We start from the raw sequence: 24306 nt of genomic DNA on the forward strand, positions 1-24306 counted from the left end.
GCGCGCCACGCCCTTCGGACGCCATGCCCACACCCGAGGCACCTGGTCCCACTCGCGCCTTCCCCGCTGGTCAGACGTGCGCCAGTGACCCACCAGCCTTCACCCCACAGCGGCGGCACCCTCCGGGCTGGCGATGACGGAGTACGTCCCCTTGAGCCGACGTGCCCGCCGCCGCTGTCCCCGGGCCGCCACCAGGTTCCCTGGCGGGCGCTACACGGGGTTGTGCCCGGCGATGTCACCGCCTGGGTCGTCCAGCAGGGCGATGCGGGCGGTGATGCGTTTGCCGACCGGCTCCCGCTGGACCTCGAAGCCTTGAGCGACGGCCATGACGATCTCCAAGCCGTGCTGCCCGACTCTGCCCGCGTCGGCGGCCCGGGCTACCGGCAGGACCGGGTCGCTGTCCCACACGACCACTTCCACCACGGCGCCGGCGATGCGCAGTTCCATCAGCGCCGGCCCGGGAGCGTACTTGTGGGCGTTGGTGACCAGCTCGCTGACCACCAGCTGCGTCAGGTCCATGGCGCGTGCGGAGACGGGCAGGCCGTGTTCGGCCTGGACGCGTGCGAGGAAGTCCGCCGCCCGGTGGCGCGCCTCAGCGATCACGTGCCCGTCGCCGTCCAGGGCGACGGTGTCCTGTATCGGAGGGGCGTCCGGCATCACGTTGCCCTCGCCCTCGGGGACTGATTCAGCCGGGTCCACCCTTGTTCTCCCTGTCCACACGACTCCTGCACGTACCAGCACTATGCCTCACGTGCCCCGTGAGGTCCCGGCAATGGGCCGCACACGTGTTCGCCGTAACATCGGGGCAGGCTGTCGGCGCATACTGTGTCGGGACCCGAGCCCCCATCGCGAGCGCAGTCGAGGAAACGGTGACAGAGACCCACGGAACAGCCCGGCCCGGCCTGTCGATCGACCACACCAGCGTCGACGGCATCCGGGTCGTCACCCTGCGCGGTGAGATCGACCACGACGTCAAGGACGTGCTCACCGAGGTTCTGATGTCTTCCGACGGCGTGATGCCACCGCGGACCGTGGTGGACCTCAGCGGCGTGACGTTCATGGACTCCAGCGGCATCAACGTCTTCGTCGCCGCCTACCATGCCGCGAGTGACGCTCAAGGGTGGCTGCGTGTGGCCGGCGCCCAGGAATCGGTACTGCGGATCCTTCAGCTCGTCGGCCTCGACCAAGTCATCGGCTGCCACCCCACCCTTGAGGAAGCCCTGACCGCCTGACCACTTCGCGCCCCTTCCCTGGGGGAAGCGGCCTCCAGCGCGGCCGCTCTGGTTACCGCTACCGGGCCTCCGCGTCAGGCGCTTCCTGCTCGCGTGACCGCCGCCGCACGGCCGCCTCCAGTTCCTGACCCACCGACTCGGGCAGTGGCTCCCCCAGTGCCCAGCCGATCACCGTCTCCGCGACCGTGTGCAGCTTGGTGTTGGTGTGCTGGGACACCTCACGCAGCACCTCGAACCCGGCCGCCGGCGGCAACCGGTGGGTCGCGATGAGGATGCCGAGGGCCTGGTCGACCCTCGCGTGCGAATCGACAGCCTGCCGCAGCTGGGCGTTCTCCTGCTCAAGGCGGGCGTTCGCGGCGTGGTCACGTGTGCCGTCGGGCATGCGCCGCGGCACCCGGGAAGTCGTCATCACCAGTCTCCATACACAGGGGCAAGGTCTCCTCTCCCTCTACGCCTGCCCCGGACACAAACAGCAAGACACCCTCTGGCCCCCACCGACGGGATCACAGGGACCGGGTTCGGCGACCGTCGTGGTACCCGCGTCCGCCTGTGTGACGGCCGTGCAGTCGTACCGCCAGGTCGGCCGGTGCGAGCGGTGGGGCCCCTGTCTCTTCCACTTACGTAAGATGCTCCATATGAAGTCGAGCATTACGCCCGTGCATGGCAAGACCGTCATACGACGGGCTGTCGCCCGGGACGCCAAGCGGCTTACGCGGCTCGTGCGCGGCTCGCGTGCCTACGAGGGCCACTACGCGGCAATGGTCGCGGACTACCGCGTCGGGTCCGACTACATCGAAACTCATCGGGTCTTTGCGGCCGTCGACACCGATGATTCCGCGAGCCGGGTGCTCGGCTTCTACTCGCTGGTCCTCGTGCCGCCGGAGCTGGACCTGCTGTTCGTCGAGGACGGGGCACAGGGCCGCGGCATCGGGCGGCTGCTCGTCGAGCACATGAAGTCCGAGGCGCGCGCGGCAGGGCTGGACCGCGTCCGGGTGGTGTCGCATCCTCCGGCCGAGGGCTTTTACCGCAGCGTGGGCGCGCTGCTTACCGGGACCGCCTACGCGAACCCGCCCGCGGTGGCCTGGGATCGCCCCGAGCTGGAGTTCTTGATCCCGTAGCTGCTGACCCGACCTCTTGCCGTCGGTGCGATCTCCCACCCCCACGACAGTGACGCGGCCAGGCCGCACCATGACAGCCACGAGGCTGACGCGCGGAAACATGCACCGACGCCTTCGTCGCCAGTCGGCCGCCAGCTCGAGACGGGCCACCTTGACCGTGACCGCACGACTGGCCCCGTGACCGCACGGCTGCCCCCGTGACCGGGCGACGTAGACGGCCGAAGACACCGTCCGCCAGTCCGGGAAGCCGAGCTCAGCCGCCGCGCCGCACCCGGGCCGCCTTGCGGGCCTCCGCGAGCTTGCGGGCTTCGCTGCTCTTGCGGGACGACTTGCCACCGGAGCCGCTCGTCGCGTCCTTGACGCTGCCCAGGCCGCGGAACGGGGCGTTGTGGTTCTTGGGGCGCGATACTGCCGATCCGTCGAGAGGCTTTCCGGACGGGGCCTTGGCGCCGGTGATCCGGCTCAGCTCCGCCTCGCCGGATCGCACCTTGGTGACCTTGGGAGCGACCTCGGCGGCCGCCATGACCTGGCTCGTCTCGCGGCGCTGTCCCGACAGGACGAGGGTCACGACGGTGCCGGAGCGGCCGGCCCGAGCCGTGCGGCCCGCGCGGTGCAGATAGTCCTTCGGGTCGGTGGCGGGGTCGACGTTGACCACGAGGTCGAGGTCGTCGACGTGCAGCCCGCGTGCGGCGACGTTCGTCGCCACCAGGGAGGTGACCTGCCCGTTCTTGAACTGGGCCAGGGTCCGGGTGCGCTGCGGCTGGGACTTCCCGCTGTGCAGGGCGGCGGCGGCCACGCCGTTGGCCCGCAGATGCCGCGTGAGCTGGTCGACGCCGTGCTTGGTGTCCAGGAACAGCAGGACGCGACCGTCCCGGGCGGCGATCTCCGTGGTCACGGCGTACCGGTCCGGGCCGTGCACGACGAAGACGTGGTGCTCGATCGCGGTAACCGCGCTGGACGAGGGGTCCACCGAGTGGACGGCGGGATCGCGCAGGTAGCGCTGCACGAGCTGGTCGACGTCGCGGTCGAGGGTGGCGGAGAACAGCATCCTCTGCCCGTCCGAACGCACCTGGTCCAAGATCTCGGTGACCTGCGGCAGGAACCCCATGTCACACATCTGGTCGGCCTCGTCCAGGACCGCGATGCGCACCCGTCCCAGTCGGCAGCCCTTGCGCTCGATGAGGTCGTGCAGCCGACCGGGCGTGGCGACGACGATCTCGGCGCCGTCCCGCAGCGCGGCGGTCTGCCGTCCGATGGACACTCCACCCACAACGGTCGCGAGCCGCAGCCGCAGCGCCTCGGCGTACGGGGTGAGCGCCTCACCGACCTGCTGCGCCAGTTCCCTGGTGGGAACCAGCACGAGCGCCAGCGGCTCTTTGGGCTGCGCGCGCTGCCCGGCCGTCCGAACGAGCATCCCCAGGCCGAAGGCGAGCGTCTTGCCGGATCCCGTGCGGCCCCGGCCGAGGACGTCCCGTCCCGCGAGCGCGTTCGGCAGGGCCGCCGCCTGGATGGGAGAGGGCGCAGTCAGACCGTGCTCGTCGAGTGCCCGCAGAACCTCGTCCGGCAGCCCCAGTTGCGCGAAGGAAGCCACCGTGGGCAGCGCCGACGCGGCGCCCGACACCTCGGACCCACAGTCCTGCCGCCGGGCATCGCCACGTGCTGATTCGCTCACTGAAAGCCTTCCTCCGAAGGGACCGAACCGAGGAAGGCGCGGCGGGGATACGGTCACCGGCCAGGGACACCGAACGGAGCACCGAGCAGCGACGCTGCAAACGGTCAAACTTAGCACGGGGCACGCCGCGGGCTCCCCACGGCTACGCCGCTCAGCCACGGGTCGTCGCCGCCAGGTGGGCCGCCACCCCGTCCGCCGGCGAGGCCGTCGGTGGCGGCGTCGAGGGGCGCACTGCGTCACCTGGTCGACTTGCCGCGGTAGCGCTGTGCGAGCCGGGCGAGGGCGACCGCGCCGAGCAGGAGGCCGAAGTCGCGCAGCGCGATGTCGTAGTGCCCGGGGATGGTCAGCAGGTTGACGATGATCCCGGCGAGCCAGCCGGCGACCAGCCACCCCCCGATTCGTGGGGCGAGGGCGACGACAAGGCCCGCGATGATCTCGATCACTCCGACTGCGTACATGACCGCCTGGGCGCTGCCCGGAACGACGTTGTTGATCCACGGCGCAAGGTAGGTGGGCCAGTCCACGAGCAGGTTGGCGAACTTGTCCAGCCCGAACAGGATCGGCGCCACGGTGAACCCGGTGCGCAGGATGACGAACGCCTGGTAACCGGGATCGGTGAGCACGGCCCGCCGAGAGGCGGCGGATGTGGTGGTTGCGGACGACATGACGCCCTTCCTTCTATCGACAACTCTCACTATCGATAGAAGCTCGGCAACCTTCTTTAGTCAATGCCTATTGGTTTTACACTGGTGTTCGTGGACCACTCGAAGGAAGCAACCCGCCCCGACGTCTCCGCCGTCGCCGCCTTGGACGAGCCGACCCGCAGGAGGCTCTATGACCACGTCGTGCGCCAGCCGGGACCGGTCAGCCGCGACGAAGCCGCCGAGGCCCTCGACCTTGCCCGGCAGACCGCGGCCTTCCACCTGGACCGCTTGGCTGAGGAATCACTGCTGGACGTCGTCTATGAACGACGCAGCGGACGCACCGGTCCGGGAGCGGGCCGGCCCGCCAAGCTCTACAAGCGCTCCAGCAAGCAGGTCACCGTCAGCCTGCCCGAGCGGCACTACGAGATGGCCGGACGGCTCCTCGCCCAGGCGCTGGAGGAATCCGAAGCCACCGGCGAACCGGTCCGTTCGGTCCTGCACCGAAAGGCCCACGAACTGGGCACACAGCTCGCAGGAACGGGCCGACCGGGCCAGGCAGACGTGTTCACCGTGCTGGAGGAGAACGGCTTCGAACCCCGCCGTGACGGGGACGCCATCGTCCTGGGCAACTGCCCCTTCCACGCACTCGCCCGCGAACACACCGAGACGGTGTGCGGCATGAACCTCCACCTGCTTCGCGGCGTGCTGGAAGGGCTCACCGAGAGCGGCCGCCGGGCCTGCCTGGCGCCCAGCCCCGGTCACTGCTGCGTCCGTCTGGAGCTGGCCTCACCACAGACCGGCGTGCACCCGTCCTGAGGGCGTAGCCCCCGTTGCCTTCCGCGTCCCGGGCCTACTACGACAAGACGATCCCCCAGGGAGGGCACCACACCCAGGCCCTGCTCTGCCTCGCCAGACGCAGGGCCGACGTCCTGTTCGCGATGCTCCGTGACGGAACCCTTCACGAACCGCTGCCGTCGGCCGCAGTCACCTGTCCTGCGGGTCCGCGAGGAGAACGACTCGATCGGCCTCGACATCAAAGCCGAGCACCGGATCGCCGTAGTCGCCTGCCGGGTCCATCAGCACCGGCTCGCCCAACCGCCGCCCGATCTCGCGGAGAAACTCGCAGAACCCCTCAAGTCGCTCCTGGCCCTGCAACTCCCGCACGTCGACGTCGAAGTCGACTTCATCGTCGGCATGCCCGGTCAGCCGTACATCGCCACGCGGTACAACTGCGCAAGTGCGTCGTCGATCGGATGGGGCTGCGGCTTGCCGGAGGAGTCGAGCCTGTTCCACCTCTGCAGGTTCACCGCGACGGACATCTGCCGTTTGCCGTCGGCACGGGTCATGGCTAGCGCCCCACCGCCCCAGACCGTGCCGCCATGGCCCCAGAAGGTGCCCTGGCCGGGACCCTCCATCGGGTGCAGGCCGAGGCCGTAGTCGATGGTCCTTCCCTCTTGGGAGACGACCGGGACGGTGCGTTGCATCTGCGCCAGCGACGACGGACTGACGATCTCCCCGGCCATCAGCATGCCGAAGAAGCGGTTGAGGTCCGCGACCGTCGATATCAGCGAGGCCGACGGCCCCACCCATGACATGTCGTAGACGCTGTAGTCCCGCGGCGGGTCGATCATGCCGAACCACGCCTCGTAGAGCTGCGAGTGCGGCCCGTTGACGTACGGTCCGGCGGGGAGTTCGGTGTCCCGGAGCCCGGCCCGCTCGATGACGTTTTGGGTGATGTATCGCTCGGCCGTAGTTCCGGTCACCTGTTCCAGGAGTTGGACGAGGAGCAGGTAGTTGGTGTTGGAGTACACCCCCGGAGTACCGCCCGGGGCGCCGACGGCAGGTGCGGTGACCCCCATCTCGATCAGTTCAGCGGGGTCGAACCGCGTGAACCGGTGGTCGTCCAGGCTCTGGGGTCCAGTGTCCGCGAGGGCGGGGTACGCCTTGAGGGAGGGGTAGGCGTACGGGAGGTACTCGGCAAGTCCGCTGGTGTGGTTGATCAGCATCCGGACCGTGATCGCGTCACCGCGTTCTCCGGGAACCAGCTTCGGAAGGTACCGGCCGATGGGTGTGTCGAGACCGATCTGGCCGCTCTCGACATGCTGCAGAACTGCGGCGGCGGTGAAGGTCTTGGTGATGCTGCCGACGCGGTGCCGCATGTCGGCGGTGACGGGACGGCCGGTGACGACATCGGCGACCCCGGCGGCGCCGCGCCAGACCTGGTCGCTCTCTCGCACCTCGGCAAACAGTCCCGGCATCCCGGCGCGGTGGACGTTCTCGATGGCTGCGTTCAGTGCCGCGCGATCCAGTGAGTTCTTCACGTCATGCGTCCTTTCGTGTTCCCCGGGGTGAGCTCCGCATCGGTCGCCTGACCCGGACAACAGGGCACGAGCGGCATGCCGGCCCGCCCGGCACGCCCATGTCCTCATTATGCACGCGGTGCGTGCAACACCAAGTGCATAGGTTAGGCTGAGATCCGGTGAGAGGAGCAAGATGGCAGGCCGAAGGCGTTGGTCAACCGAAGAGATCCTGGACGCGGCGGCGGAACTGCTGCGCACGAGCGACGCGGACTCGTTCAGCGTGCGCCAGCTGGCTGCGGCCCTCGGGACCGATTCCTCCAGCCTCTACCGGCACTTCCGCAGCAAGACCGAACTGCTGCGCGCGGTCGCCGACCGGATTCTCCTGGCCGCGATGGACGGCTACCGCCCCGAGGGTGACTGGAAGCAGCGCATCACGTCCCTGGCGCTGCGTGTGAGGGAGGCCTTCGGACGGCAGCCCCAGCTCGCCGCGGTCTGGGGACGTTATGCATCGAGCGGCACCGGCTCCCGGCTGGTCATGGAAGAGGTACTGCAGGCCCTGCGCACGTCGGGGCTGCCCGACGAGGAGATCCCGGCGCGCTACCACCGGATCGCGGTGCTCATCGCCGCGTTGATCGCCTCCGAGGCCGGGGTCAGCACCGTCTCCCCCGGAGAGCACGAACAGGGCATGGAGCTGTTCCGCGTGGCGGTTCTGGGCGCCGACCCCGAACGCTTCCCGGCTCTGGCCCACTTCGCGCGCGACGTCCGCCCGCTCGGGGCGGATCGCCGCGCCGCGTTCGAAGAGATCCTCGCCGCCCAACTCGCCCACATCGAGGCCGCGATCTGACCGAGCCGGCTGTGCAGTCCGGGCAGGTTGGTTGGTGACGCGGCTGGCTGGGGTTTGACCGCAGCGGGGAAACGCTGCCCCATGCTCGGGGTGGAAACGTTCGGCCTCAGGTTGGGGCGGGCTCGTCGGATGCCGAACGGCGGGCGCGGCTGCTGCGGATGGGCGAGCTGCCGCGCTCACCGTGCCCAGCGAGACCGAGGAAGCCGCCCGGGACCTGGTGCAGGTACGCGAGGGCAGCCGCGAGGACCTGATGCGCGCGGCGGCACCGCCCAGTCGGCGGTGACTGCGCCTCACGGTCTTCAGTCCCGTCGACGACGAGACGGCCGAGAAGTCGGCGAGCTGAACGGCCTGGATCACGCCGAGTGGAACGGCTCCGTCAAATGCGGCGTCGCCAGGTGCAGCGTCGTGGCGGTTTCGCGGTCGAGCATGCGCTCCCTTGAGTGCCTGGCCGCCTCAGGGTCGGCCTCGTGCGCGTAGGCGAGCTCGGGGTGGAGCAGCTGGAGCGCGTGCACCAGGAGGTCGCCGGTGACGAGCGCCAGCTCGCGCCCTTCGGCGACCAGAACGCTCTGGTGTCCGGGCGTATGACCGGGCGTGGCGACCGCGCGCCCGGCGCGCAGCGGCGTGTCCCCGTCGAGGAGCCGGAGCCGACCGGCGGCTGCGAGCGGGTCGGTGAGGGTCTCTCGAAGCTGCGGGTTGAGGGCGTCGAGGGCGTCGAACTCCGCCCGTTGGAGCAGGTATTCGGCGTTCGGGAAATAGGGGCGGCGGCCGCTGTTCGCGGCGCCTGTCGAAGCGTTGCCGTCCACCGCGCCGTCCGCCGACGGGACGGCCGCCTCGGTCACGACCGCCCACCCGACGTGGTCGGTGTGCAGATGAGTGAGCACCACGGTGTCGACTTCGGCCGGGTCGATGCCCGCGGCGGCGAGCGACTCGGGGAGCGCACCGGGCACGGGCGCCCACGAAGCGGCCGGACTGTCCGCCGGACCGATCCCGGCGTCCACGACGGTGAGGCCCTTGTCGCCGCGGATCGCGTACGCGCGGAACTGGAGCCGCCAGCGGCCCTCGGCGTCGACCGCGCCAGGGTCGTAGCGGTCGGCCTCGGCCCACTGAGCGGCCGTGGCCTCGGGGAAGGCCTCGGCGCGCGGAGAGAAGAACGGGCCCTCACCGTCGGCAAGGGCGATGATCTCGATTGAGCCGATCCTGAGGCGGGGAACGCTGACGGACATGGCCGCGATCCTGCCATGCCTTCCACGCGGATGGGCAGTGCCGGCGCCCGTTGAGGCTCTTAAGTCGAGCGACCCTCACTGAAGTTGCCGGTGGCAGCGGTGCGAGAGGGGGCTCGGTGAGTACCCGACAAAGGCGGTTCGGGAGATGTCGGGTGATCGCAGCCGGTGTCGCCGCACGATGGGGGCATGGATGACACGACCTTGATATCCCGCTTCCTCCACGACGGCTTCGTGAAGTTGGAGGGTGCCGTCGCGCCGCGCGTGGCCGCGGACTGCGCGCGGTTGCTGTGGCGAGAGACGGGCTGCGACCCTGACGATCAAGCGACGTGGACGCAGCCGGTGCACTGGGTGGCCGGCATGGCGCAGGGGCCGTTCGCCGCCGCACCCAACTCCCCGTCCCTGCACCGCGCGTACGACCTGCTCGTCGGTGCGGGACGGTGGGAGCCGCGCTACTCGCTGGGCACGTTCCCGCTGCGCTTCCCGCACGAGGAGGAAGCGGATGACGCGGGCTGGCACATCGAGGGGAGTTATCTACCAGAGGGCGAGAGCTGGTACTTCACAAATCTGCGCTCCCGGGGCCGGGCCCTGCTGATGCTGTTCCTGTTCAGCGAGGTGGGTGAGGAGGACGCCCCGACCCGGATCCGGGTCGGCTCACACCTCGACGCGCCGAAGGTGCTGGAGAAGTACGGGGAGGAGGGGGCAAGCGGGCTGGCCCTTGCGCCCGACCTGGTGGCGGCGTCCGACCACCGGCCACTCGCCCTCGCCACCGGATCCCCGGGCGATGTCTTCCTGTGCCATCCGTTCCTGGTGCACGCGGCGCAACCGCACCATGGCGTGCGACCGCGCTTCATGGCCCAGCCGCCGCTGATGCCGGCCGCGCCGTACGAACTGGAGCGGGCCGACGGCACGTACTCACCCGTGGAGATCGCGATCCGTCGAGGCCTGGGACAGGACTGAGGGGTCTCAGCGCAGTCGGCGCACGCGCAGCACGAGGTCGTCTGTGTGGTGCTCGCCGGCGCCACCCTCTGGCGCCACGCGTGGCCGCTGCTCGTCCACCTCTACCTCCCAGTCGTCGTCGAGCAGATCGGCGACCATCGAGGGCCAGACGTAGTCAGCCGGGTCGAAGCCGCTGTCGTGCGCCTGCCGGGTGTCCATCCCCGCGTGGTGTACGACCAGCAGCACCCCGCCGGGCGCGACGGCCGCGAGCAGCGCTCGCTCGGCCGCGGCGTCGGGGGTGCGCAGCAAGGCCGGGTACTGCGCGGAGACCAGGTCGAAGGAGGCCGGCGGGAGCCCCGCCTCGGTGAGTGCAGCGTGCACCCAGTGAACGGCGAGACCGGCATCCCGCGCGTGCCCGGCCGCCCGCTCCAGCGCCACACCCGAGACCTCGATCGCGGTCACGTCCCAGCCGCCGCGCGCGAGCCAGACGGCGTCCGCGCCCTCGCCGCAGCCCACGTCGAGTACCCGCCCGGGTGTGAGCCCGGCGACCTCGGCCACGAGCGCACCGTTGGGCCGGCCGCTCCACAACTGGTGTCGGTCGGCGTACCGGTTGTCCCACTCCGCCCTCAACGCGGGGTCTCCGACGTACCCGTCGGCAGGCGAGGGGGTGTAGGGCGCGGGCTGTCCTGCTGCGATGTCGTCGGTCATGGGCCCACCGTCGCCCACCGCGTCCCGGTCTGCCATTCCTGTTGCCGGTCCGGCAAAGAAGCGTCCTCGGCGTCGCGGAGGTAACCGGCCGTGACGGTGCCAGAAGTCGACGGTGTCCCGCTCCCCCAACGCCAGGTGATGCAGGTAGAGCGCACCCGGCCATGACGCAGTCGGAGCTGAGCTGTAGGGGTGCCGGGGGCGTGTCAAGCGTTCGAGCTGCCTGCTCTACCCTCATGTGCGTGGCCGGGGTTGGAGTCTCGGCTTCCGCGGGGATCGGCAGAGTCACCAGCGCCGGGAGACCACCGGGGCAGGGCTCGGACACGGGCGCTTGGTTCGCCTGTCAGGAGGACCGTTGCACCAGGATGAGCGGGCAGACCGGCCCGGATGCCGCGGAGAGCACCAGATGCAGAGCGAGTTGGGTACCACCGACCGCGCTGATCGCTTCTATGACGAACAGGTACTGGACCGGCTCAACTCCAGGATGAGGGAGTTCGTGGCCCGCCAAGAGATGTTCTTCCTCGCTACATCGGACGGGCAAGGCCAGTGCGACAGCACGTTCCGGGCCGGCCCACCCGGTTTTCTCCATGTGCTCGATGACGGGACCCTTGCGTACCCGGAGTACCGGGGGAACGGTGTCATGGCCTCGCTCGGCAACATCCGGGAGAATCCACACGTCGGCCTACTGATGATCGACTTCTCCGAGGATCGCATCGGCTTGCACATCAATGGCCGGGCCCGTCTGGTCCCCGATGGAGACATGCGCCGGAGCCATCCTGATCTGCCCGTCGATCCACTGCCGGGGCGTCGCCCCCAGATGTGGGTCGAAGTGGAGGTCGAGGAGGCTTACATCCACTGTTCGAAGCACATACCGAGGCTGGTCAGGGCGCCATTGCGGCCGAACATCAGAGAAGAAGTCACCACTGCCGGTGTCGGCGAACAGGCCTGGGGAACAGACGACGTCAAACGCAAAGGCGGGGACTATTTCAAGGCAGCAGAGGAGAAACGCAACCAGGCCGTGAGGTGACCTTCCTCTTTTCTCTGGGTGATCGGTTACGAGCAGCGCAACGGCGACCTCCCCGTGGCGAGTCCGCTGCCCCGGGCGGCAGCGAAAGTCAGGGCGCGGCCGAAGCCGCCCAGTCGATCAGCATCACGGCGCCGCTGGCACCGCTGGCCAGACCGAACAGGGCGATCTTCATGCCGGGGCGCAGGCGGCCCTGTTCGCCGGCGAGGGCGAGCTGCAGGGGCAGAGTGGCGGCGGCCACGTTGCCGGTGCGGGGGAAGGTGGGCACCACCGACTCGCGGCGGACCCCGAGACGTTCGGAAAAGGTGTTCACGAACGGGACGGAGGGCTGGTGGACGCAGACGAGGCTGAGTTCGCCCGGATCGGTGTCGTGCTCCTTCAGCCACTGCAGCGCACGGGTGTCCAGACCGAGGAAGGAAGCCAGAAGCTGCTCGGAGTCGATGTCCAACGCGTGCGGCAGGCCCGGTGCCTGGTAGGGGTTGAACAGGGTGGCGGCGGGCCAGCCGGTGGAGTTTGCCATGAATGTGCTGGCAATGATCCCGGGTGCGGTGCTGGCTTCCACGATGAGGGCTGCGCCCATGTCGCCGCCGGTCATGGAGGCGAGCGCGGTCCGCATCTCCTGGCGGCTGGTCATCGTCCAGCGGCTGAGCCGACTCAACGTCTCACCGCAACTGATCAGAACGCGCCGGTAGCGGCCGCAGCGGATGAGGGAATCGGCGACTTCCAGGGCATTCAGGACGCTGTTGCAGGCGTTGGAGACATCGAAGACCGGGCAGGTCAGGCCCATTTTGGCGGCCACGATGTGCGCGTTGGCGGGTTCCTGAACATCCGCGCTGACGGAGGCGAACAGCAGCAGGTCGACATCCCCGGGCTCCAGCCCGGCCTGCGCCAACGCCTTCGAGGCCGCATGGGCGGCAAGGTCGGAGGGCAGGACCCCGTCGTCGGCGACGACGCGCTCCTCGAGCCCGTACATCCGCCGCAGCAGGCCGGGGGGAATGCGCAGCGCGGGACTGTGTGCGCGGAGCCGGTCCTCGATGGCCTCGACAGTCTGCCGCCCGTCAGGCAGGTGGACCGAAGCCTGTGTGATCCGGCTGTGAGCACTCCTGCGATCCGAGACCATCGCGCACCCTTTCCCGACGACAGAGGCGCACGGCACGCCGCCCTTCCGGATCAACGATGAAACCCGCGCGCGGGTACGGGACCAGGGCGGCCGGCACCCATCGGTGCGCCTCGGGAAACAGTCCGCTGGTGCGCGGCGGGCGCCCCTGCCGGGAGGCAGTCGGCGGCGGGCGCAGCGTTGAGGCTCGTGGCAGGCGCCTGCCCATCGCGACCCGGCGCCAAGAGGCTCGGTGCGGGGCTGAGGACGGCTGGAAGCACCGGTGTGATCGCCGGCGCTGGTCGAGACGCCGTTCGCCCGGGCCGCGCGGAGGTGGGCCTGCAGGTTGTGGTGGCCGTCGAGGAGCAAGTCAGTCGAAAGCGTCGGTCATGCAGTCCACCCGGCAGTCGGCGGCCTCAAAGCGCCGGCGGAGGGCGGCAGCTGCCTCTTCGCGCTCCACCAGGTGCCCGTAGTGCCGGCACGCCACCCTGGTCACGTCTCCGACCGTGACGATGGCCGGTTCGCCGCGTGCGGCCCGGCGGCGCGCTTCGGCGATCGCCATGTCCGCAGAGCGCAACAGGTTTCTGGAACGGTCCCGGGTCACGGCCGCCTGGGCCCGTTTCACCGAGAGAGGCCGCAGGACACGTCCCCTCCAGAGGTAGCCGGCGGCGACAAGTAGGAGACCGAGCGCTACGAACAGGAGTCCGCCGAGGTCATGAGACATCCATCCAGTCTTCACCACTCGCCTGGTGGTCGCCATGTCCATGCTGGCGACCGATCGTCGGAGCAACCGGCGGACGGCGCGGCGGCATGGTCCGGGGCTGGAGGTCATGGTCCCGAGAAGACGGAAGCACGGCTCCTGCGCTCTGCACCACTTACGGTGGATGTCCCCGGCTGACCGCCGCCCGGGCCTTCTCAGAGCAGCGTCAAGGGGTCGACATCTGCCGCTTCACGCATCAGTCCGACGCGATTATGTCGGCAAGGACCACCAAGTCGCCGTCATCCGAAGCTTCGGTGACAGTGTGTCCGAGCTGGACCAGCAGCCCTGTTACTGCAGCCTGCACGAGCACCTTCATGCTGTCGTCGCCCCCGGCACGTCCGGCGTGGCCACGAGCCAGCGAGGTGAACCCGTCCGAGGCCGTCCAGCGGACCAAAGCGCCCGCGGAAAACTCGATCACACGCAGACCTGGGACGCCGCTGTCCGTGTCGCCCTCCACCTGGAAGCCGGCCTGTGCCAGGGCAGACCTCACCTGCGAGACGAGCTCAGCAGGCACACACGGCACCTAAGCCGCCTGCCCGCAAGAACGGAGATCATGCCAACGGATACTCCTGACGCCGACGACTGTGGTTGCCCTTCTGAACCGGGAGGTCAGGTGCCGCGTGCGACACGACCCAGGTGAACAGCGGGCCCCGCCGCCAGCCTCGACGACTCACTGGAACGGCCAGCCCCGAGGACCTGATCAGCCCGCCCCGTGCCACCACGCGGGAGACACGCTGAGGCTCCGGACCTCACCCGCCTGCCCCTGGGCGTCCTCGTCCGCGCGGACGAAGATCCTCACGCCGGACTCGGGCACCCTGTAGCGGTGAATGGCCCCGGCCCTACCGTCCTCGTCCGGTTCGGCTTCGACCGAGCAGCCGAGCCCGGCGATCGCGGCGGCCAGGCTCTCGAAGCGCGTCGAGGAAGCGAATTCGCCGTACGCGCCGCGCAGGGCCGCCGGTACGGACGACTCGGTGTCCCACCGCATACGGTGCACCTGCACGCTCACCCCAAAGCAGGACCAGGCGCCGCCGTCCTCCTGGAACGACAGCTCCACGAGCCCGTAGTCCCGGCGCAGCAGGCTCCCGTCCTCGGTGTCGAGGCAGTCGGCGCCGAGCTCGGTCTCCCACTCGGCGAGCTGCACGCCGATGCCCACGCCCAACACGTCGCCGCGCGTGGCGACATGGGCGTAGAAGTCCAGGTCAGACATCTACATCGGCCTCCGCGCTCAGGTCGCTGTGAGGACGGCGCGATCATGCGCCGGCTGGAAGCCTCCCGGCTGACTGACCACAGATGGCCGAGGGCCGCCCCTTGCCGGAGTTTCAGGCTGTCAGTTGAAGATGTCCAGGAAATCCAGCCCGGAGCCTGCGTCGGCGGCGGGGCGGGGCCGCATCGGGCGCGGCTCCGGGTAGGTCTCCGCTGCGGCCCTCGCGCGGACGACATCGGGCCCGCCGCACGCCTCGACAGCGAAGGCGCCGAAAACCTTGGCGAACGCGGCCGGGTCGCGGAACTCCACGCCGAACGCTCGGCCGTCCCGCAGCGGCACCCACACCACCCGGTCGAATCGTGTCCATTCCAGCACCGGCTGGTCGTCCGCGGTTGACCGCCCCTCCAGCCACAGCCGCGCCACGTGCAGCAGGTTCACCTCCTCCATCGGCAGCCGCTTGCGCCGCACCCGCAGTTCACGCCCCGTCAGCTCGACGCGTTGGTCCTTCTTCGGGTACCAGACGACGCCGATCCCGAACGGCACCCACAGCAGGATCCCGATCATCGGCCAGACCAGAGCGTCGCCCCACGACCGGAGCAGCCCGCCGTCCAGCAGGTACAGGGCCCCGAAGACCAGAACCCACTTCGCCGTCATCCGCCAGAATCCGCTGCCCTGCCGGTACAGGACCCGTCGCTTCCCCGTCATCGCCATGCCCGCACGCTATCCGCCGACCCGCAGCTCACCGTAGGCGCCCTGCGCCACCGCGAGGGGGCGGGTGGCGTCACACTGCGTCCGGGCCCCGAAGTCCGGGATGGAGGAATACCCGAAACAGGATGAATTGCATTGGCTGCAACAGTTCGTAGAGCCCCGCCTCGGACGTTCCCGCTGATCAGAGGCGCCGTCTAAGTGTTCCGAGTCTGCGCTATCGGGGGATGGTGAGCAGGATTCGGCCGTGGCCACCGCCGGCGTCGACGTGGTCGTGGGCCTTGGCGATGTCGTCCAGCGGGTGACGGTCGCCGATGGCGACGGTGAGGGCGCCGACGGCGGCGGCGGAGGTGAGGTCGCGGGCGGCCTGGCGTTTGGCCTCGGCGGGGAAGTCGTCGCTGCCGAGCAGCCGCAGGGTGACGTTGTTGAACAGCAGAGGCCAGAAGGGGATCTCGGTGCGGTCCGTGCGGGTGGCGTAGGCGGCGATGACGGCGTTGTTGGCGGCGACGGCGTTGTCGAGATCGGCGTTGTCGGACAGCGCGACCTCGATGATCCGGTCGACGCCCCGTGGCGCGTACGAGCGAATGGCCGCGGCGGGGTCGCCGGTGTCCAGGGCGACGGCGTGGGAGACGACGGCCGGGTCGACGCGGTCGAGGTCCGCGGCGCGGCGGACGGTGGCGATCACGGTGGCGCCGGCCCAGTGGGCGAGCTGGGCGGCCAGGGAGCCGACGCCGCCGAGGACTCCGTGGACCAGGACCAGTTGGCCGTCGACCGGGCCGTCGGCGAAGACGGTGCGGTGGGCGGTGATGCCGGGGATGCCGAGGCTCGCCCCCAACTCGTCACTGAGGGGGTCGGGCAGGAGTGCGGCCTGGTGGTCGGGTACGACGGTGTACTGGGCGGCAGTGCCGAAGGGGCGGTAGGACTGGGCGCCGTATACCCAGACCCGTTGTCCGACGCGGTGGGCGTCGACTTGGGCGCCCACGGCGTCGATGACTCCGGCGGCGTCGCTGTGCGGGATCACCCGCGGATAGGGCATGGACGAGCCGAGCCAGCCGCGCCGTTTCTTGGTGTCGCCGGGGTTGACGCCCGAGACGGTGACGCGGACGCGGACCTCGCCGGGGCCGGGGACGGGATCAGGGAGTTCACCGACGCGCAGGACATCGGCGGCGGGCCCCTGGGCGTCGTACCAGGAAGCAAGCATGGGGGTACCTCCGTGGGCAGTCAGCTCGCGGGAGCGGCGGGCGCATGCGGATCGCTGTCGGTGCATGCGGTGTCGAATGCGGGCGGCTTCTCCCCGAGGGTCTCGCGCAGCCAGGTCCGTTCGGCGCGGCTGGTGGCGCGGGCGGTGAGCAGCATGCCCCGCCGGTAGGGGTCGGCGATCTCCTCGGCACGCAGGGGCCGCTCGTTGTCGTAGAAGAAGCTCGCCGGCTCTTCCAGGAACTCCAGCCGTCTGCGCAGCACCGCGTGCTGTTCGGCCACGTCGGGCAGGTGGGAGAGGAAGGCCAGGACGACGTAGAACCGGGTGAAGTCGGTGATCTCGTGGTCTGCAGGCTTGCGCAGGCGCTGAAGCATGTCGGCCCGTCCGGCCGCGGTCAGGCTGAGCACGTACCGGGCCGCCCCCGCGGCTGGGTCGGCGCGCCGCTCGATCAAGCCCGCCCTGGTCAGGCGATTGATCGCCGGATACAGGCTGCCGTCACTGACCGGCCGCGTGTAGCCGGTCAGCTGTGAGACGCGGCGGCGCAGCTCGTGTCCGGGCAAGAGGGCCTCGGCGAGGAAGCCGAGTATCGCGAGTTCCAGCATGAGTCCATCTTCGCACGCGAACATCGAATCGATGTGAACATCGATTCGATGTTACGCTCGCAGGTACCCGCACAAACATCTCTGGAGAGGCACAGCAAGATGCCGTCGCAGTCCACCGAGTCAGTGATGAACCGTTTCGTCGAGTTCATCAACACGGGCAACGAGGATCTCGCCCGCGAGGTCATTTCTCCGGGCGCGGTGTTCCACGCGCCCAGTCATCCGGAACCGCTGCGGGGGCCCGATGGGTACTTGGAAGTCCTCGGGATGATGCGCGGCGGCTTCTCGGATGTGGAGTGGACGCTGGAGGAGACGGTCACCGAAGGCGAGACAGTGGCCGCGCGGTTCACCATGCGGGGAACCCACGACGGTGATTTCTTCGGGATCCCGGCGAGCGGCAACAAGATCTCGGTGCAGGCCATGAACTTCTACTATCTGGCCGGCGGCCGGATTGTCGGCGAACGGGGCCAGCCCGATCTCCTCGGGGTGATGCAGCAGATCGGTGCCGTACCGGCGCCGTGAACCTCGTAGCACCGGGTGGGCCTTCTGCCGCGCGGGATTGCCGCTGCCGGGAGGGGGCCGTACGGCGCGGTGTCAGAGGGCGAAGGCCCGCGCCGGGGTGCGGGCGCCAGCGAGGGCTCACCCCAGGAGGTCGGTCTTCTTCTTGATCGGGCGCACTGCAGCCCTCGAATACCGACACTCCACCAGTGTCCGACGTGCTGCGGGATCGGCGGCCTCCGGCCATTCGCCGGCCTGCGTCATGCCGGTGTTCTGACCCCGAGTACGCCGAGCATGGCTCGGGTCGCCGGGGTGGGGTTGAATCGGCTCCACGCCAGGCACTCGATTCGACGCGGGCCGTCGACCACCGGGACCAGCGCCAGTTCCGGGGCCCGGGCGGCCATAGGGCGGATGAACGCCGACGGCATCAGCGCGATGCCGAGCCCGCGAGCGATGAGCTGAGTCATCAGCTCGACGACACCGGCCTCGTACGCGACGTCACGGACCAGGCCGGCGGCGGTGAACGCCCGGTCGGACTGGGCCCGGGCCGGTGTCCCGGCCACGAAGTCCACGAACGTCTCCTCGGCTATGTCCGACAACGTGACCCGGGACGCGCCCGCGAGCCGGTGACCGGTCGGCACCACCAATACGTGCCGGTCGTGATCGAGGACCAGCGTCTCCACCCCGGAGGGCAGTTCGCCTTCCGGCAAACCGAGGAAGGCGATATCCAGGTCGCCGTCGCGGATGGCCGCGGCCAGTTCATCGCTGCGTCCGGAACGGAGGGAGACGCGGACGTCCGGGTGCCCGGCCCGGTACCGCTGGAGCAGCTCGGGTACGTCGACGGCGGCGGTGGTCACGATCACGCCGACGGCGAGCCGGCCGCGTACCACGCCGGTCGCGGCAGCGGCGTCGGCGACCGCGCGGTCGGCGGCGGCCAGGCACTCGCCTGCGGCTGCGACGAAGGCGACTCCGGCACTGGTCAGCTCGACGCGGCGGCTGGACCGGGCGAACAGCTTGACCCCGAGCTCCCGTTCCAGACCGGCGATCCGGTGACTCAGCGACGACTGCACCACGGAGCAGCGCTCCGCGGCGCGGGTGAAATTGCGGGTTTCGGCGAGGGCGACCACGTATCGCATCTGCTGGAGATCCACCGAACCATCGTTCTGCTTCATAGGTGCCATGACAAGCATGCGTTGGATTCATGACGGGTCCGACTGAGACTTCCTCATATGCAGAGATCGACCGGGCATTCACCCGACTCGTCACGTACCTCATACACCCAGCAGGCGACCACCGTCGCCCTGACGGCGCTCGCCCCCGTGTCCTGGGGCACCACGTACGCCGTGACCACCGAACTGTTACCGGCCGGGCATCCGTTGTTCTCGGGGCTGATGCGTGCCCTGCCCGCCGGACTGGCCGGGCTGGCGATCACGCGCGTGCTCCCTCGCGGGGACTGGTGGTGGAAGGCCGCCGTTCTGGGCGTGCTCAACATCGGTGCCCTGTACCCCCTGTTGTTCGTGGCGGCAGAACGACTCCCGGGAGGCGTCGCCGCAACCCTCGGCGCTACCCAGCCGATGCTGGTCGCCGGGCTGGCCATCGCGGTGCTCCACGACCGGCCTTCGGCCTGGCGATGGTTCTGGGGAGTGATCGGCGTTGTGGGCGTGGGGCTCGTCGTACTCGGGCCGAACGCCCGGCTGGATGCCGTGGGGGTGCTCGCCGGCCTCGGTGGTACGGCCGCCATGGCCGGCGGGATCACTCTCATGAAACGCTGGGGCCGACCCCCCGGAACCGGTGCACTGACCCTGGCGGGCTGGCAACTGACGGCCGGTGGCCTGCTGTTGCTCCCGCTCTGCCTCGCGGTCGAGGGGGTGCCGCAGCGGATCGACGCCGGAGCCGTCGGCGGGTACCTGTGGCTCGGCAGCGTGGGCGGGCTCATCGCGCACACGCTGTGGTTCCGCGGGATCGGGAAGCTGGCGGTCGGCGCGTCCGCACCGCTGGTACTGCTGTCTCCACTGGTCGCGGCCGGCATCGGGATCGGGCTGGGCGAGTCGCTGAGCCTGCCGCAGACCATCGGCTTCCTTCTCGCCCTGGCCGCCTTGCTGGCCGCCCAGTTCACCCCCAGGAGCATGCGCGGCCGACTGGTGCGCGGCAGGCCCGCGCGAGACCACTTCCGTCGGGAGCCGATCCGATGACGACAGCCTCGAAGGAGACCGGTTCGATGACGACCCTCAAGACGATCGCGGTGCTCGGTGCAACCGGCATGGTGGGCAGCCGGGTGATCGACGAGGCTGGTGCGCGAGGGCACCGAGTGCTCGCCATGTCCCGAAAGCCCGCGAGCGAGGGGCCGAACGTGATGCCGCTCGCGGTCGATGCGAACGACCCGCACGCGCTGCACGAGGCGTTTGCCGACGCGGCTGCTCACGGCGCCGCTCCGGACGCCGTCGTGGTGGCCGTCCGGACGTTTCCGGCCGACGAGGAGTTCCTGGTCGGCGCGACCCGTGCCGTGCTGGACATCGCCGCCCGGCGCGGGCTGCGCGTTCTCGTGGTCGGTGGCGCCGGTGCCCTGCGCAGCCCCGGCGACCGGGGTGTGCTGGTCGCCGACAACCCCACATATGTGCCCGCCGAGTACCGGACCGTCGCCGCCGCCGGGATCGCCCAGCTGCGGGCCTGTCAGGCCCACGCCGACGCGGACTGGGTGTATCTGAGCCCGCCGGCCCTGCTCGAACCCGGTGAACGCACCGGCCGCTACCGCCGCGGGACCGACACCTTGCTCACCACCGCCGGCGGCCGGTCGTGGATCAGTGCCGAAGACCTGTCCGTCGCCGCGGTCGACGAACTGGAGAACCCGGGAGTCGAGCAGCACATCACGGTCGTCCACCACGACGCAGACCCCCCGGGACCCGCTTGAGCCACTGGTCTGGCAGCCCGCCCGGACCGCGCCCTGTTACGGGAGCAAGCCACGGCATGCGGCGTCCGCGTCTACAACCCTGCCCGAGGCCGAGCAGGACCCGGCCCAACTCATCGGCATGCGCTGCCGGGCCGTGTCCTGCTGAGTCTCATCTAACGGCCGTTTTGGACTCAGCCGCCGCTCTTGCGTCGGAACGACCGCTGGTTCGCAGCCGGGCCATGGGCGCCGCGGACCTTTGACGTGCCGGTGTTCGCAGCGAGGTCGGCGGCGTCCGCCTGCATACCGCGCTTGCGCGCCAGGGCCTCCCGAAACTTGCGCTTCAGGTCGTACTGGCCGTTGTCGTCGGGCGAGAGGGCAGGGCTCTCGGCATCAGCCGACTCCGCTGCGGGGCTCTCGACGTCAGCCGACTCCGAACCTTCTTGTGACGGAGACTCTGCGGTCATGGTGACCTCCTGGGCTCGGGTGCTGGAGAGCACAGCTTGTCATGCCAGGCACCGCATGAGGCGCCGTCGGCCGCCGTCTCTCGTAGCCATCGCGCAGGCCGCAAGCGAGCCGGGGGGGCAAGCACCCCCCACGCGGCCTTCGAAGGGCAAGCTTGCGCAGCCTCAGGGACGCCTGCCGTTTGTGGCGGCACCCCACGCGGTGGCTGCCGCTCGTCGACATGGGCGCCCACCCGGGTTCGCAGGCTCCACGGCCTCAGCCGACGCATCCGCGGCCCACGACAGCCTCGCGCTCGGCCAGCTACTCACTGGTCATCCCGACTAGCAGTTCCCCGTGTCGCGCCGTAGCGCGTGGGCGATGGCGCGTGCCTCTACGCCGGCCTGGCGAAGGACTCCTGTGAGGGGATTGGTGTATCCGGCGAAGTAAAGACGCGCGGCTTCGGGATGGGTCTGTGCCCCTACGGCGAGGGGTTGCCCGGCCTCGTCGAGAACGCCCAGGGACCCGACCAGGCCGTGCAGGTTGGGCCGGTACCCGGTGGCGGCGATGACCGTGTCGGGTCGCAGTCGGGTGCCGTCGGCCAGCAGCACGTCGGGGCCGTCGAACGCCTCGACGGCGGCGACCGGCTCCACCCGCCCGGACCGGACGGCGTCCACGAAGCCGTGGTCGAGCACCGGGTTGACCCCCTCTCGGACATTGCGCGTGTACAGGCCCGTGCGTGGCCGCGGCAGTCCCCGTGAGGTCAGGTCGGGCACCGCGAGACGTTGCGTGAGCAGGGAGGTGCTGTCGCGCCACGTGAGCGGGAGGGCCTCCGTCAGCCGGCCGACGGCATGCCATCGGGCGCTGGAGCGGGGCAGGATATTGGGTGGGGTACGGACTGCGATCCGTATCCGTTCGGCTCCGGCCCCGGCCAGGACGCTGGCGATTTCGGTACCGCTGTTGCCGGCGCCGACCACCAGGACGTGCTGCCCGCGGTAGGGGGCCGGAGAGCGGTAGTGGGCCGAGTGCAGCAACGTGCCGGTGAAGGTCGAACGCCCGGGCCAGTGGGGGATGTTCGGGGTATGGCAGCGGCCGGTGGCCACCACGACCGCACCAGCGGGCACTGGGCCGTCGGGGGTGTGGACCAGCCACTGTGCTCCCGAACCCGGCTCGGCCCGTTCGACGCGCTGCACCGGGGTGGTCACCCGGACGTCGAGTCGGTGATGGGCGACGTAACGCTCCAGATACCGCACATAGTCGTCCCGGCTCACCCACGGGCCCGCCTGGCGCGGCACCGACAGGCCGGGGAGTTTCGAGGCACTGGGGGTGGTGTGCAGTCTCAGATGGTCATAGCGCTGTGCCCAGCTCGCTCCTACTCGGTCCGACCGTTCCAGAATCACGGTCGGAACGCCGGAGCGGCGCAGTAGCGCGGCGACCGCCAGTCCGTGGGGACCGGCTCCGATCACGATCGTGGGAGCGCTGAAGTCTCGTTGTGGTGTGGGGGGCATCGCCTCCTACAACGGCAGACCGCGGTTCACGTCACGCGGAGGCACGCTGCCCGTGGAGCGGCGATGCCGACGGTGCGCCGGAACAGCGGTCGCTGCCGTAACACCGGCGGCACGGACTCGTTGATACCGGGCAGCGAGCGGGCAACAGCCGGACGGAGCAGGGGACATGAGTCTTCAGGGTCCCGGCCTCGTGGAGGGCTTGACGTCCGGGCCGGCTCGCTACACCTGTCCGATCTTTCGAGGGGCTCATGTGCAGGCGGTCACGACGCGCCACCGGCCACGGCTGCGGATCCGCGGAGTCTGCAAGGAGTACGGCGGCAGGCAGGTCCTGCGGGACGTCGACCTCGATGTGCCCGCCGGGACGCTGGTGGGAGTCGTCGGCGAGAACGGGGCGGGCAAGAGCACTCTGCTGCGGATCGCCGTGGGGCAACTCGCGCCCGATCGCGGAACAGTGACGCGGACCGGGACAGTGGGGTACTGCCCGCAGCGGGCGGTGCTGAACGATGCGTTCACCATCGGACAGCATCTGCGGTTGTTCCAAATGGCCTACCGGCTGCCGACGCTGGAGCGCGCCGACGAGCTGATGGAGTTGCTGGCACTCACCGGCTGCCCGCGGCAGCGGGCCGGCGAACTCAGCGGCGGAACGCAGCAGAAGCTGAACCTGCTGATCGCTCTCATGCACGATCCGCAGCTGCTGGTCTTGGACGAGCCCTACCAGGGCTTCGACTGGGACACCCATCAGCGGTTCTGGACCCTGGCCGCCGATCTGCGTGATCAGGGCCGGTCGATCATCGTGGTTTCGCACCTGCTGCACGACCTGCACCACTTCGACGCGATCGCTCAACTGCGCCAAGGGCGTCTGCACTTCGAGGAGACCAACCGTTGAGGCTGTCCTGGACGGCATTCACCGAGCTGCTGCGCTGCACTCTGCTGGGCCACCTGCGCAACCGGCTGGCCTTGGTTCTGGCGGTCGCGTTCATCCCGGTATGGATCGCCGTGGCACGCCTGTGCACGTCCGACAAGGTGGTGCGCATCTGGCTGGACTCCATCAGCGCCCCCGTCTCCGCCCGGGCCAGCCAGGTGGGCCAGGTGGCCAGCGCGCTGGGCGCCATCACGCTGGTCGCCGGCTTCATCACTTTCACGGAGACCTTCCAGTCCCGGCAGATGGACCGCCGTCTGCTGCTGGCCGGCTACCCCCGGCTGCCGATGCTGCTGGCCAAACTTGCCGCCGTCGCCCTCACCGCCGCCCTGCTGGCCTCCTACACCACGATCCTGCTGTGGATCTCCATGCCCGTACACCATGCGGGCGCCCTGGCACTGGCCCTCGCAGGCGCCGGCCTCGCCTACGGCGGCATCGGCCTTCTGCTCGGCTCCCTGGTCCGCGGCGAGCTGGAGGGTTTCTTCCTCATCATCATGCTCAGCCTGGTCGACACCGGCCTGCAGAATCCCGTCTTCAACACACTCATGGATGTGGCGGGCGTGTCCGCGCTTCCTCTGTATGGCGTGACCCAGCTGGCGCTGAGCTCAGCCCTCGCCTCGCAGATCCCCTGGTCCCACGGCCTGCTCTCCCTCACCTGGTCCGCGGCGACCGGCGCCCTGGCACTGCTCGTCCTCCACACCCACCGCCCTTCCCGCTCCCCGTGGTTCGACAAGACGCGTGTCCGGGCCGGGTGAACGCGGCGGGGACGGTCCTCCTACCCGTCCGACACGACGAG

The 24306-nt window shown here is 69.9% G+C and carries 28 protein-coding genes and 2 pseudogenes; 12 read left to right on the forward strand and 18 right to left on the reverse strand.

Going from position 1 to position 24306, the window contains the following annotated elements; genetic code table 11:
• Positions 1-210: 210 nt before the first annotated feature.
• On the reverse strand, positions 211-657 hold the full coding sequence (locus tag AB0G20_RS28165; protein WP_361307454.1) for an ATP-binding protein: 447 nt from the start codon (positions 655-657) through the stop codon (positions 211-213).
• A 212-nt stretch (positions 658-869) separates the two neighbouring features.
• On the opposite strand from AB0G20_RS28165, the gene AB0G20_RS28170 reads away from it, so the two are divergent.
• A complete protein-coding gene (locus tag AB0G20_RS28170) occupies positions 870-1232 on the forward strand; it encodes an STAS domain-containing protein (RefSeq protein WP_361307063.1) in 363 nt (120 codons plus the stop codon).
• A gap of 58 nt (positions 1233-1290) precedes the next feature.
• Here AB0G20_RS28170 and AB0G20_RS28175 read toward each other — a convergent pair whose 3' ends face one another.
• Positions 1291-1641, reverse strand: coding sequence for an ANTAR domain-containing protein (locus tag AB0G20_RS28175; protein WP_361307065.1), 351 nt, complete (start codon positions 1639-1641; stop codon positions 1291-1293).
• Positions 1642-1867: 226 nt separating this feature from the next.
• On the opposite strand from AB0G20_RS28175, the gene AB0G20_RS28180 reads away from it, so the two are divergent.
• Positions 1868-2350, forward strand: a complete 483-nt coding sequence (locus tag AB0G20_RS28180) for a GNAT family N-acetyltransferase (RefSeq protein WP_361307067.1) — start codon at positions 1868-1870, stop codon at positions 2348-2350.
• 253 nt (positions 2351-2603) lie between these two features.
• On the opposite strand, the gene AB0G20_RS28185 is transcribed toward AB0G20_RS28180, so the two are convergent.
• Together AB0G20_RS28185 and AB0G20_RS28190 are read right to left on the reverse strand one after the other, a co-directional pair.
• The gene (locus tag AB0G20_RS28185; RefSeq protein WP_361307456.1) at positions 2604-3971 is read right to left on the reverse strand and encodes a DEAD/DEAH box helicase; all 1368 of its coding nucleotides are present in this window, start codon (positions 3969-3971) and stop codon (positions 2604-2606) included.
• Positions 3972-4258: 287 nt separating this feature from the next.
• The gene (locus AB0G20_RS28190; RefSeq protein ID WP_361307069.1) at positions 4259-4687 is read right to left on the reverse strand and encodes a hypothetical protein; all 429 of its coding nucleotides are present in this window, start codon (positions 4685-4687) and stop codon (positions 4259-4261) included.
• Positions 4688-4750: 63 nt separating this feature from the next.
• On the opposite strand from AB0G20_RS28190, the gene AB0G20_RS28195 reads away from it, so the two are divergent.
• Positions 4751-5482: a helix-turn-helix domain-containing protein gene (locus AB0G20_RS28195; protein WP_361307071.1), complete on the forward strand. Its 732-nt coding sequence runs from the start codon at positions 4751-4753 to the stop codon at positions 5480-5482.
• Between the two features lie 26 nt (positions 5483-5508).
• Positions 5509-5643, forward strand: a pseudogene (locus AB0G20_RS28200) (IS110 family transposase); the annotation flags it as partial.
• A 7-nt stretch (positions 5644-5650) separates the two neighbouring features.
• Here the strand turns inward: AB0G20_RS28200 and AB0G20_RS28205 are convergent.
• Positions 5651-5860, reverse strand: a pseudogene (locus AB0G20_RS28205) (hypothetical protein); the annotation flags it as partial.
• Positions 5861-5868: 8 nt separating this feature from the next.
• Positions 5869-6987, reverse strand: a complete 1119-nt coding sequence (locus tag AB0G20_RS28210; protein WP_361307073.1) for a serine hydrolase domain-containing protein — start codon at positions 6985-6987, stop codon at positions 5869-5871.
• A 172-nt stretch (positions 6988-7159) separates the two neighbouring features.
• On the opposite strand from AB0G20_RS28210, the gene AB0G20_RS28215 reads away from it, so the two are divergent.
• Complete coding sequence (locus tag AB0G20_RS28215; protein WP_361307075.1) at positions 7160-7810, forward strand: TetR/AcrR family transcriptional regulator; 651 nt, start codon at positions 7160-7162, stop codon at positions 7808-7810.
• A 353-nt stretch (positions 7811-8163) separates the two neighbouring features.
• Here the strand turns inward: AB0G20_RS28215 and AB0G20_RS28220 are convergent, their stop codons facing one another.
• The gene (locus tag AB0G20_RS28220; RefSeq protein ID WP_361307077.1) at positions 8164-9033 is read right to left on the reverse strand and encodes an MBL fold metallo-hydrolase; all 870 of its coding nucleotides are present in this window, start codon (positions 9031-9033) and stop codon (positions 8164-8166) included.
• 186 nt (positions 9034-9219) lie between these two features.
• Here AB0G20_RS28220 and AB0G20_RS28225 point away from each other — a divergent pair, with 186 nt between their 5' ends.
• Complete coding sequence (locus tag AB0G20_RS28225) at positions 9220-9990, forward strand: phytanoyl-CoA dioxygenase family protein (protein WP_361307079.1); 771 nt, start codon at positions 9220-9222, stop codon at positions 9988-9990.
• Positions 9991-9996: 6 nt separating this feature from the next.
• Here the strand turns inward: AB0G20_RS28225 and AB0G20_RS28230 are convergent, their stop codons facing one another.
• A complete protein-coding gene (locus tag AB0G20_RS28230) occupies positions 9997-10677 on the reverse strand; it encodes a class I SAM-dependent methyltransferase (RefSeq protein ID WP_361307081.1) in 681 nt (226 codons plus the stop codon).
• Positions 10678-11080: 403 nt separating this feature from the next.
• On the opposite strand from AB0G20_RS28230, the gene AB0G20_RS28235 reads away from it, so the two are divergent.
• Positions 11081-11701, forward strand: a complete 621-nt coding sequence (locus AB0G20_RS28235; RefSeq protein ID WP_361307083.1) for a pyridoxamine 5'-phosphate oxidase family protein — start codon at positions 11081-11083, stop codon at positions 11699-11701.
• An 88-nt stretch (positions 11702-11789) separates the two neighbouring features.
• Here the strand turns inward: AB0G20_RS28235 and AB0G20_RS28240 are convergent, their stop codons facing one another.
• The 7 genes from AB0G20_RS28240 to AB0G20_RS28270 all read right to left on the reverse strand — a co-directional run bounded on the left by AB0G20_RS28240 (position 11790) and on the right by AB0G20_RS28270 (position 17263).
• Entirely contained in the window at positions 11790-12818 is a 1029-nt protein-coding gene (locus AB0G20_RS28240) for a 3-oxoacyl-[acyl-carrier-protein] synthase III C-terminal domain-containing protein (RefSeq protein WP_361307085.1), read from the reverse strand.
• A gap of 346 nt (positions 12819-13164) precedes the next feature.
• A complete protein-coding gene (locus tag AB0G20_RS28245) occupies positions 13165-13356 on the reverse strand; it encodes a hypothetical protein (RefSeq protein ID WP_361307087.1) in 192 nt (63 codons plus the stop codon).
• Between the two features lie 394 nt (positions 13357-13750).
• Complete coding sequence (locus AB0G20_RS28250) at positions 13751-14068, reverse strand: hypothetical protein (RefSeq protein WP_361307089.1); 318 nt, start codon at positions 14066-14068, stop codon at positions 13751-13753.
• A 186-nt stretch (positions 14069-14254) separates the two neighbouring features.
• Complete coding sequence (locus tag AB0G20_RS28255) at positions 14255-14761, reverse strand: hypothetical protein (protein ID WP_361307091.1); 507 nt, start codon at positions 14759-14761, stop codon at positions 14255-14257.
• A 120-nt stretch (positions 14762-14881) separates the two neighbouring features.
• Positions 14882-15469, reverse strand: a complete 588-nt coding sequence (locus tag AB0G20_RS28260; RefSeq protein WP_361307093.1) for a hypothetical protein — start codon at positions 15467-15469, stop codon at positions 14882-14884.
• Between the two features lie 211 nt (positions 15470-15680).
• On the reverse strand, positions 15681-16664 hold the full coding sequence (locus AB0G20_RS28265) for an NADPH:quinone reductase (protein ID WP_361307095.1): 984 nt from the start codon (positions 16662-16664) through the stop codon (positions 15681-15683).
• Positions 16665-16684: 20 nt separating this feature from the next.
• Positions 16685-17263: a PadR family transcriptional regulator gene (locus tag AB0G20_RS28270; RefSeq protein WP_361307097.1), complete on the reverse strand. Its 579-nt coding sequence runs from the start codon at positions 17261-17263 to the stop codon at positions 16685-16687.
• Positions 17264-17389: 126 nt separating this feature from the next.
• Here AB0G20_RS28270 and AB0G20_RS28275 point away from each other — a divergent pair, with 126 nt between their 5' ends.
• Positions 17390-17782, forward strand: a complete 393-nt coding sequence (locus tag AB0G20_RS28275; RefSeq protein ID WP_361307099.1) for an ester cyclase — start codon at positions 17390-17392, stop codon at positions 17780-17782.
• A 236-nt stretch (positions 17783-18018) separates the two neighbouring features.
• Here the strand turns inward: AB0G20_RS28275 and AB0G20_RS28280 are convergent, their stop codons facing one another.
• Positions 18019-18909 (reverse strand): LysR family transcriptional regulator, encoded by an 891-nt coding sequence (locus tag AB0G20_RS28280; RefSeq protein WP_361307458.1) that lies wholly within the window; start codon positions 18907-18909, stop codon positions 18019-18021.
• A 78-nt stretch (positions 18910-18987) separates the two neighbouring features.
• Between AB0G20_RS28280 and AB0G20_RS28285 the strand changes: the two genes are divergently transcribed.
• Together AB0G20_RS28285 and AB0G20_RS28290 are read left to right on the forward strand one after the other, a co-directional pair.
• The gene (locus AB0G20_RS28285) at positions 18988-19950 is read left to right on the forward strand and encodes an EamA family transporter (RefSeq protein WP_361307101.1); all 963 of its coding nucleotides are present in this window, start codon (positions 18988-18990) and stop codon (positions 19948-19950) included.
• Positions 19947-20666, forward strand: coding sequence for an NAD(P)H-binding protein (locus AB0G20_RS28290; RefSeq protein ID WP_361307102.1), 720 nt, complete (start codon positions 19947-19949; stop codon positions 20664-20666). The genes AB0G20_RS28285 and AB0G20_RS28290 overlap by 4 nt, the downstream gene beginning before the upstream one ends.
• A gap of 170 nt (positions 20667-20836) precedes the next feature.
• Here the strand turns inward: AB0G20_RS28290 and AB0G20_RS28295 are convergent, their stop codons facing one another.
• Both AB0G20_RS28295 and AB0G20_RS28300 read right to left on the reverse strand, forming a co-directional pair.
• Complete coding sequence (locus AB0G20_RS28295; protein ID WP_361307104.1) at positions 20837-21109, reverse strand: DUF5302 domain-containing protein; 273 nt, start codon at positions 21107-21109, stop codon at positions 20837-20839.
• A 318-nt stretch (positions 21110-21427) separates the two neighbouring features.
• Positions 21428-22591, reverse strand: coding sequence for an NAD(P)/FAD-dependent oxidoreductase (locus AB0G20_RS28300; protein ID WP_361307106.1), 1164 nt, complete (start codon positions 22589-22591; stop codon positions 21428-21430).
• Between the two features lie 250 nt (positions 22592-22841).
• Between AB0G20_RS28300 and AB0G20_RS28305 the strand changes: the two genes are divergently transcribed.
• Positions 22842-23477: an ABC transporter ATP-binding protein gene (locus tag AB0G20_RS28305; RefSeq protein WP_361307108.1), complete on the forward strand. Its 636-nt coding sequence runs from the start codon at positions 22842-22844 to the stop codon at positions 23475-23477.
• Positions 23474-24265 (forward strand): hypothetical protein, encoded by a 792-nt coding sequence (locus AB0G20_RS28310; protein ID WP_361307110.1) that lies wholly within the window; start codon positions 23474-23476, stop codon positions 24263-24265. The genes AB0G20_RS28305 and AB0G20_RS28310 overlap by 4 nt, the downstream gene beginning before the upstream one ends.
• Positions 24266-24306: the final 41 nt, after the last annotated feature.

The organism is Streptomyces sp. NPDC024017 (assembly GCF_040638895.1).
In the GTDB taxonomy this organism is placed as follows: domain Bacteria; phylum Actinomycetota; class Actinomycetes; order Streptomycetales; family Streptomycetaceae; genus Streptomyces.

Coding starts and splice junctions, on each gene's coding strand:
- AB0G20_RS28220 (WP_361307077.1), bottom strand. CDS start 9,033: ATGTCCGTCAGCGTTCCCCGCCTCAGGATCGGCTCAATCGAGATCATC.
- AB0G20_RS28245 (WP_361307087.1), bottom strand. CDS start 13,356: ATGGCGATCGCCGAAGCGCGCCGCCGGGCCGCACGCGGCGAACCGGCC.
- AB0G20_RS28275 (WP_361307099.1), top strand. CDS start 17,390: ATGAACCGTTTCGTCGAGTTCATCAACACGGGCAACGAGGATCTCGCC.
- AB0G20_RS28225 (WP_361307079.1), top strand. CDS start 9,220: ATGGATGACACGACCTTGATATCCCGCTTCCTCCACGACGGCTTCGTG.
- AB0G20_RS28215 (WP_361307075.1), top strand. CDS start 7,160: ATGGCAGGCCGAAGGCGTTGGTCAACCGAAGAGATCCTGGACGCGGCG.
- AB0G20_RS28180 (WP_361307067.1), top strand. CDS start 1,868: ATGAAGTCGAGCATTACGCCCGTGCATGGCAAGACCGTCATACGACGG.
- AB0G20_RS28190 (WP_361307069.1), bottom strand. CDS start 4,687: ATGTCGTCCGCAACCACCACATCCGCCGCCTCTCGGCGGGCCGTGCTC.
- AB0G20_RS28270 (WP_361307097.1), bottom strand. CDS start 17,263: ATGCTGGAACTCGCGATACTCGGCTTCCTCGCCGAGGCCCTCTTGCCC.
- AB0G20_RS28175 (WP_361307065.1), bottom strand. CDS start 1,641: ATGACGACTTCCCGGGTGCCGCGGCGCATGCCCGACGGCACACGTGAC.
- AB0G20_RS28290 (WP_361307102.1), top strand. CDS start 19,947: ATGACGACAGCCTCGAAGGAGACCGGTTCGATGACGACCCTCAAGACG.
- AB0G20_RS28235 (WP_361307083.1), top strand. CDS start 11,081: ATGCAGAGCGAGTTGGGTACCACCGACCGCGCTGATCGCTTCTATGAC.
- AB0G20_RS28255 (WP_361307091.1), bottom strand. CDS start 14,761: ATGTCTGACCTGGACTTCTACGCCCATGTCGCCACGCGCGGCGACGTG.
- AB0G20_RS28260 (WP_361307093.1), bottom strand. CDS start 15,469: ATGGCGATGACGGGGAAGCGACGGGTCCTGTACCGGCAGGGCAGCGGA.
- AB0G20_RS28240 (WP_361307085.1), bottom strand. CDS start 12,818: ATGGTCTCGGATCGCAGGAGTGCTCACAGCCGGATCACACAGGCTTCG.
- AB0G20_RS28265 (WP_361307095.1), bottom strand. CDS start 16,664: ATGCTTGCTTCCTGGTACGACGCCCAGGGGCCCGCCGCCGATGTCCTG.
- AB0G20_RS28300 (WP_361307106.1), bottom strand. CDS start 22,591: ATGCCCCCCACACCACAACGAGACTTCAGCGCTCCCACGATCGTGATC.
- AB0G20_RS28285 (WP_361307101.1), top strand. CDS start 18,988: ATGCAGAGATCGACCGGGCATTCACCCGACTCGTCACGTACCTCATAC.
- AB0G20_RS28295 (WP_361307104.1), bottom strand. CDS start 21,109: ATGACCGCAGAGTCTCCGTCACAAGAAGGTTCGGAGTCGGCTGACGTC.
- AB0G20_RS28165 (WP_361307454.1), bottom strand. CDS start 657: ATGCCGGACGCCCCTCCGATACAGGACACCGTCGCCCTGGACGGCGAC.
- AB0G20_RS28230 (WP_361307081.1), bottom strand. CDS start 10,677: ATGACCGACGACATCGCAGCAGGACAGCCCGCGCCCTACACCCCCTCG.
- AB0G20_RS28195 (WP_361307071.1), top strand. CDS start 4,751: ATGCCTATTGGTTTTACACTGGTGTTCGTGGACCACTCGAAGGAAGCA.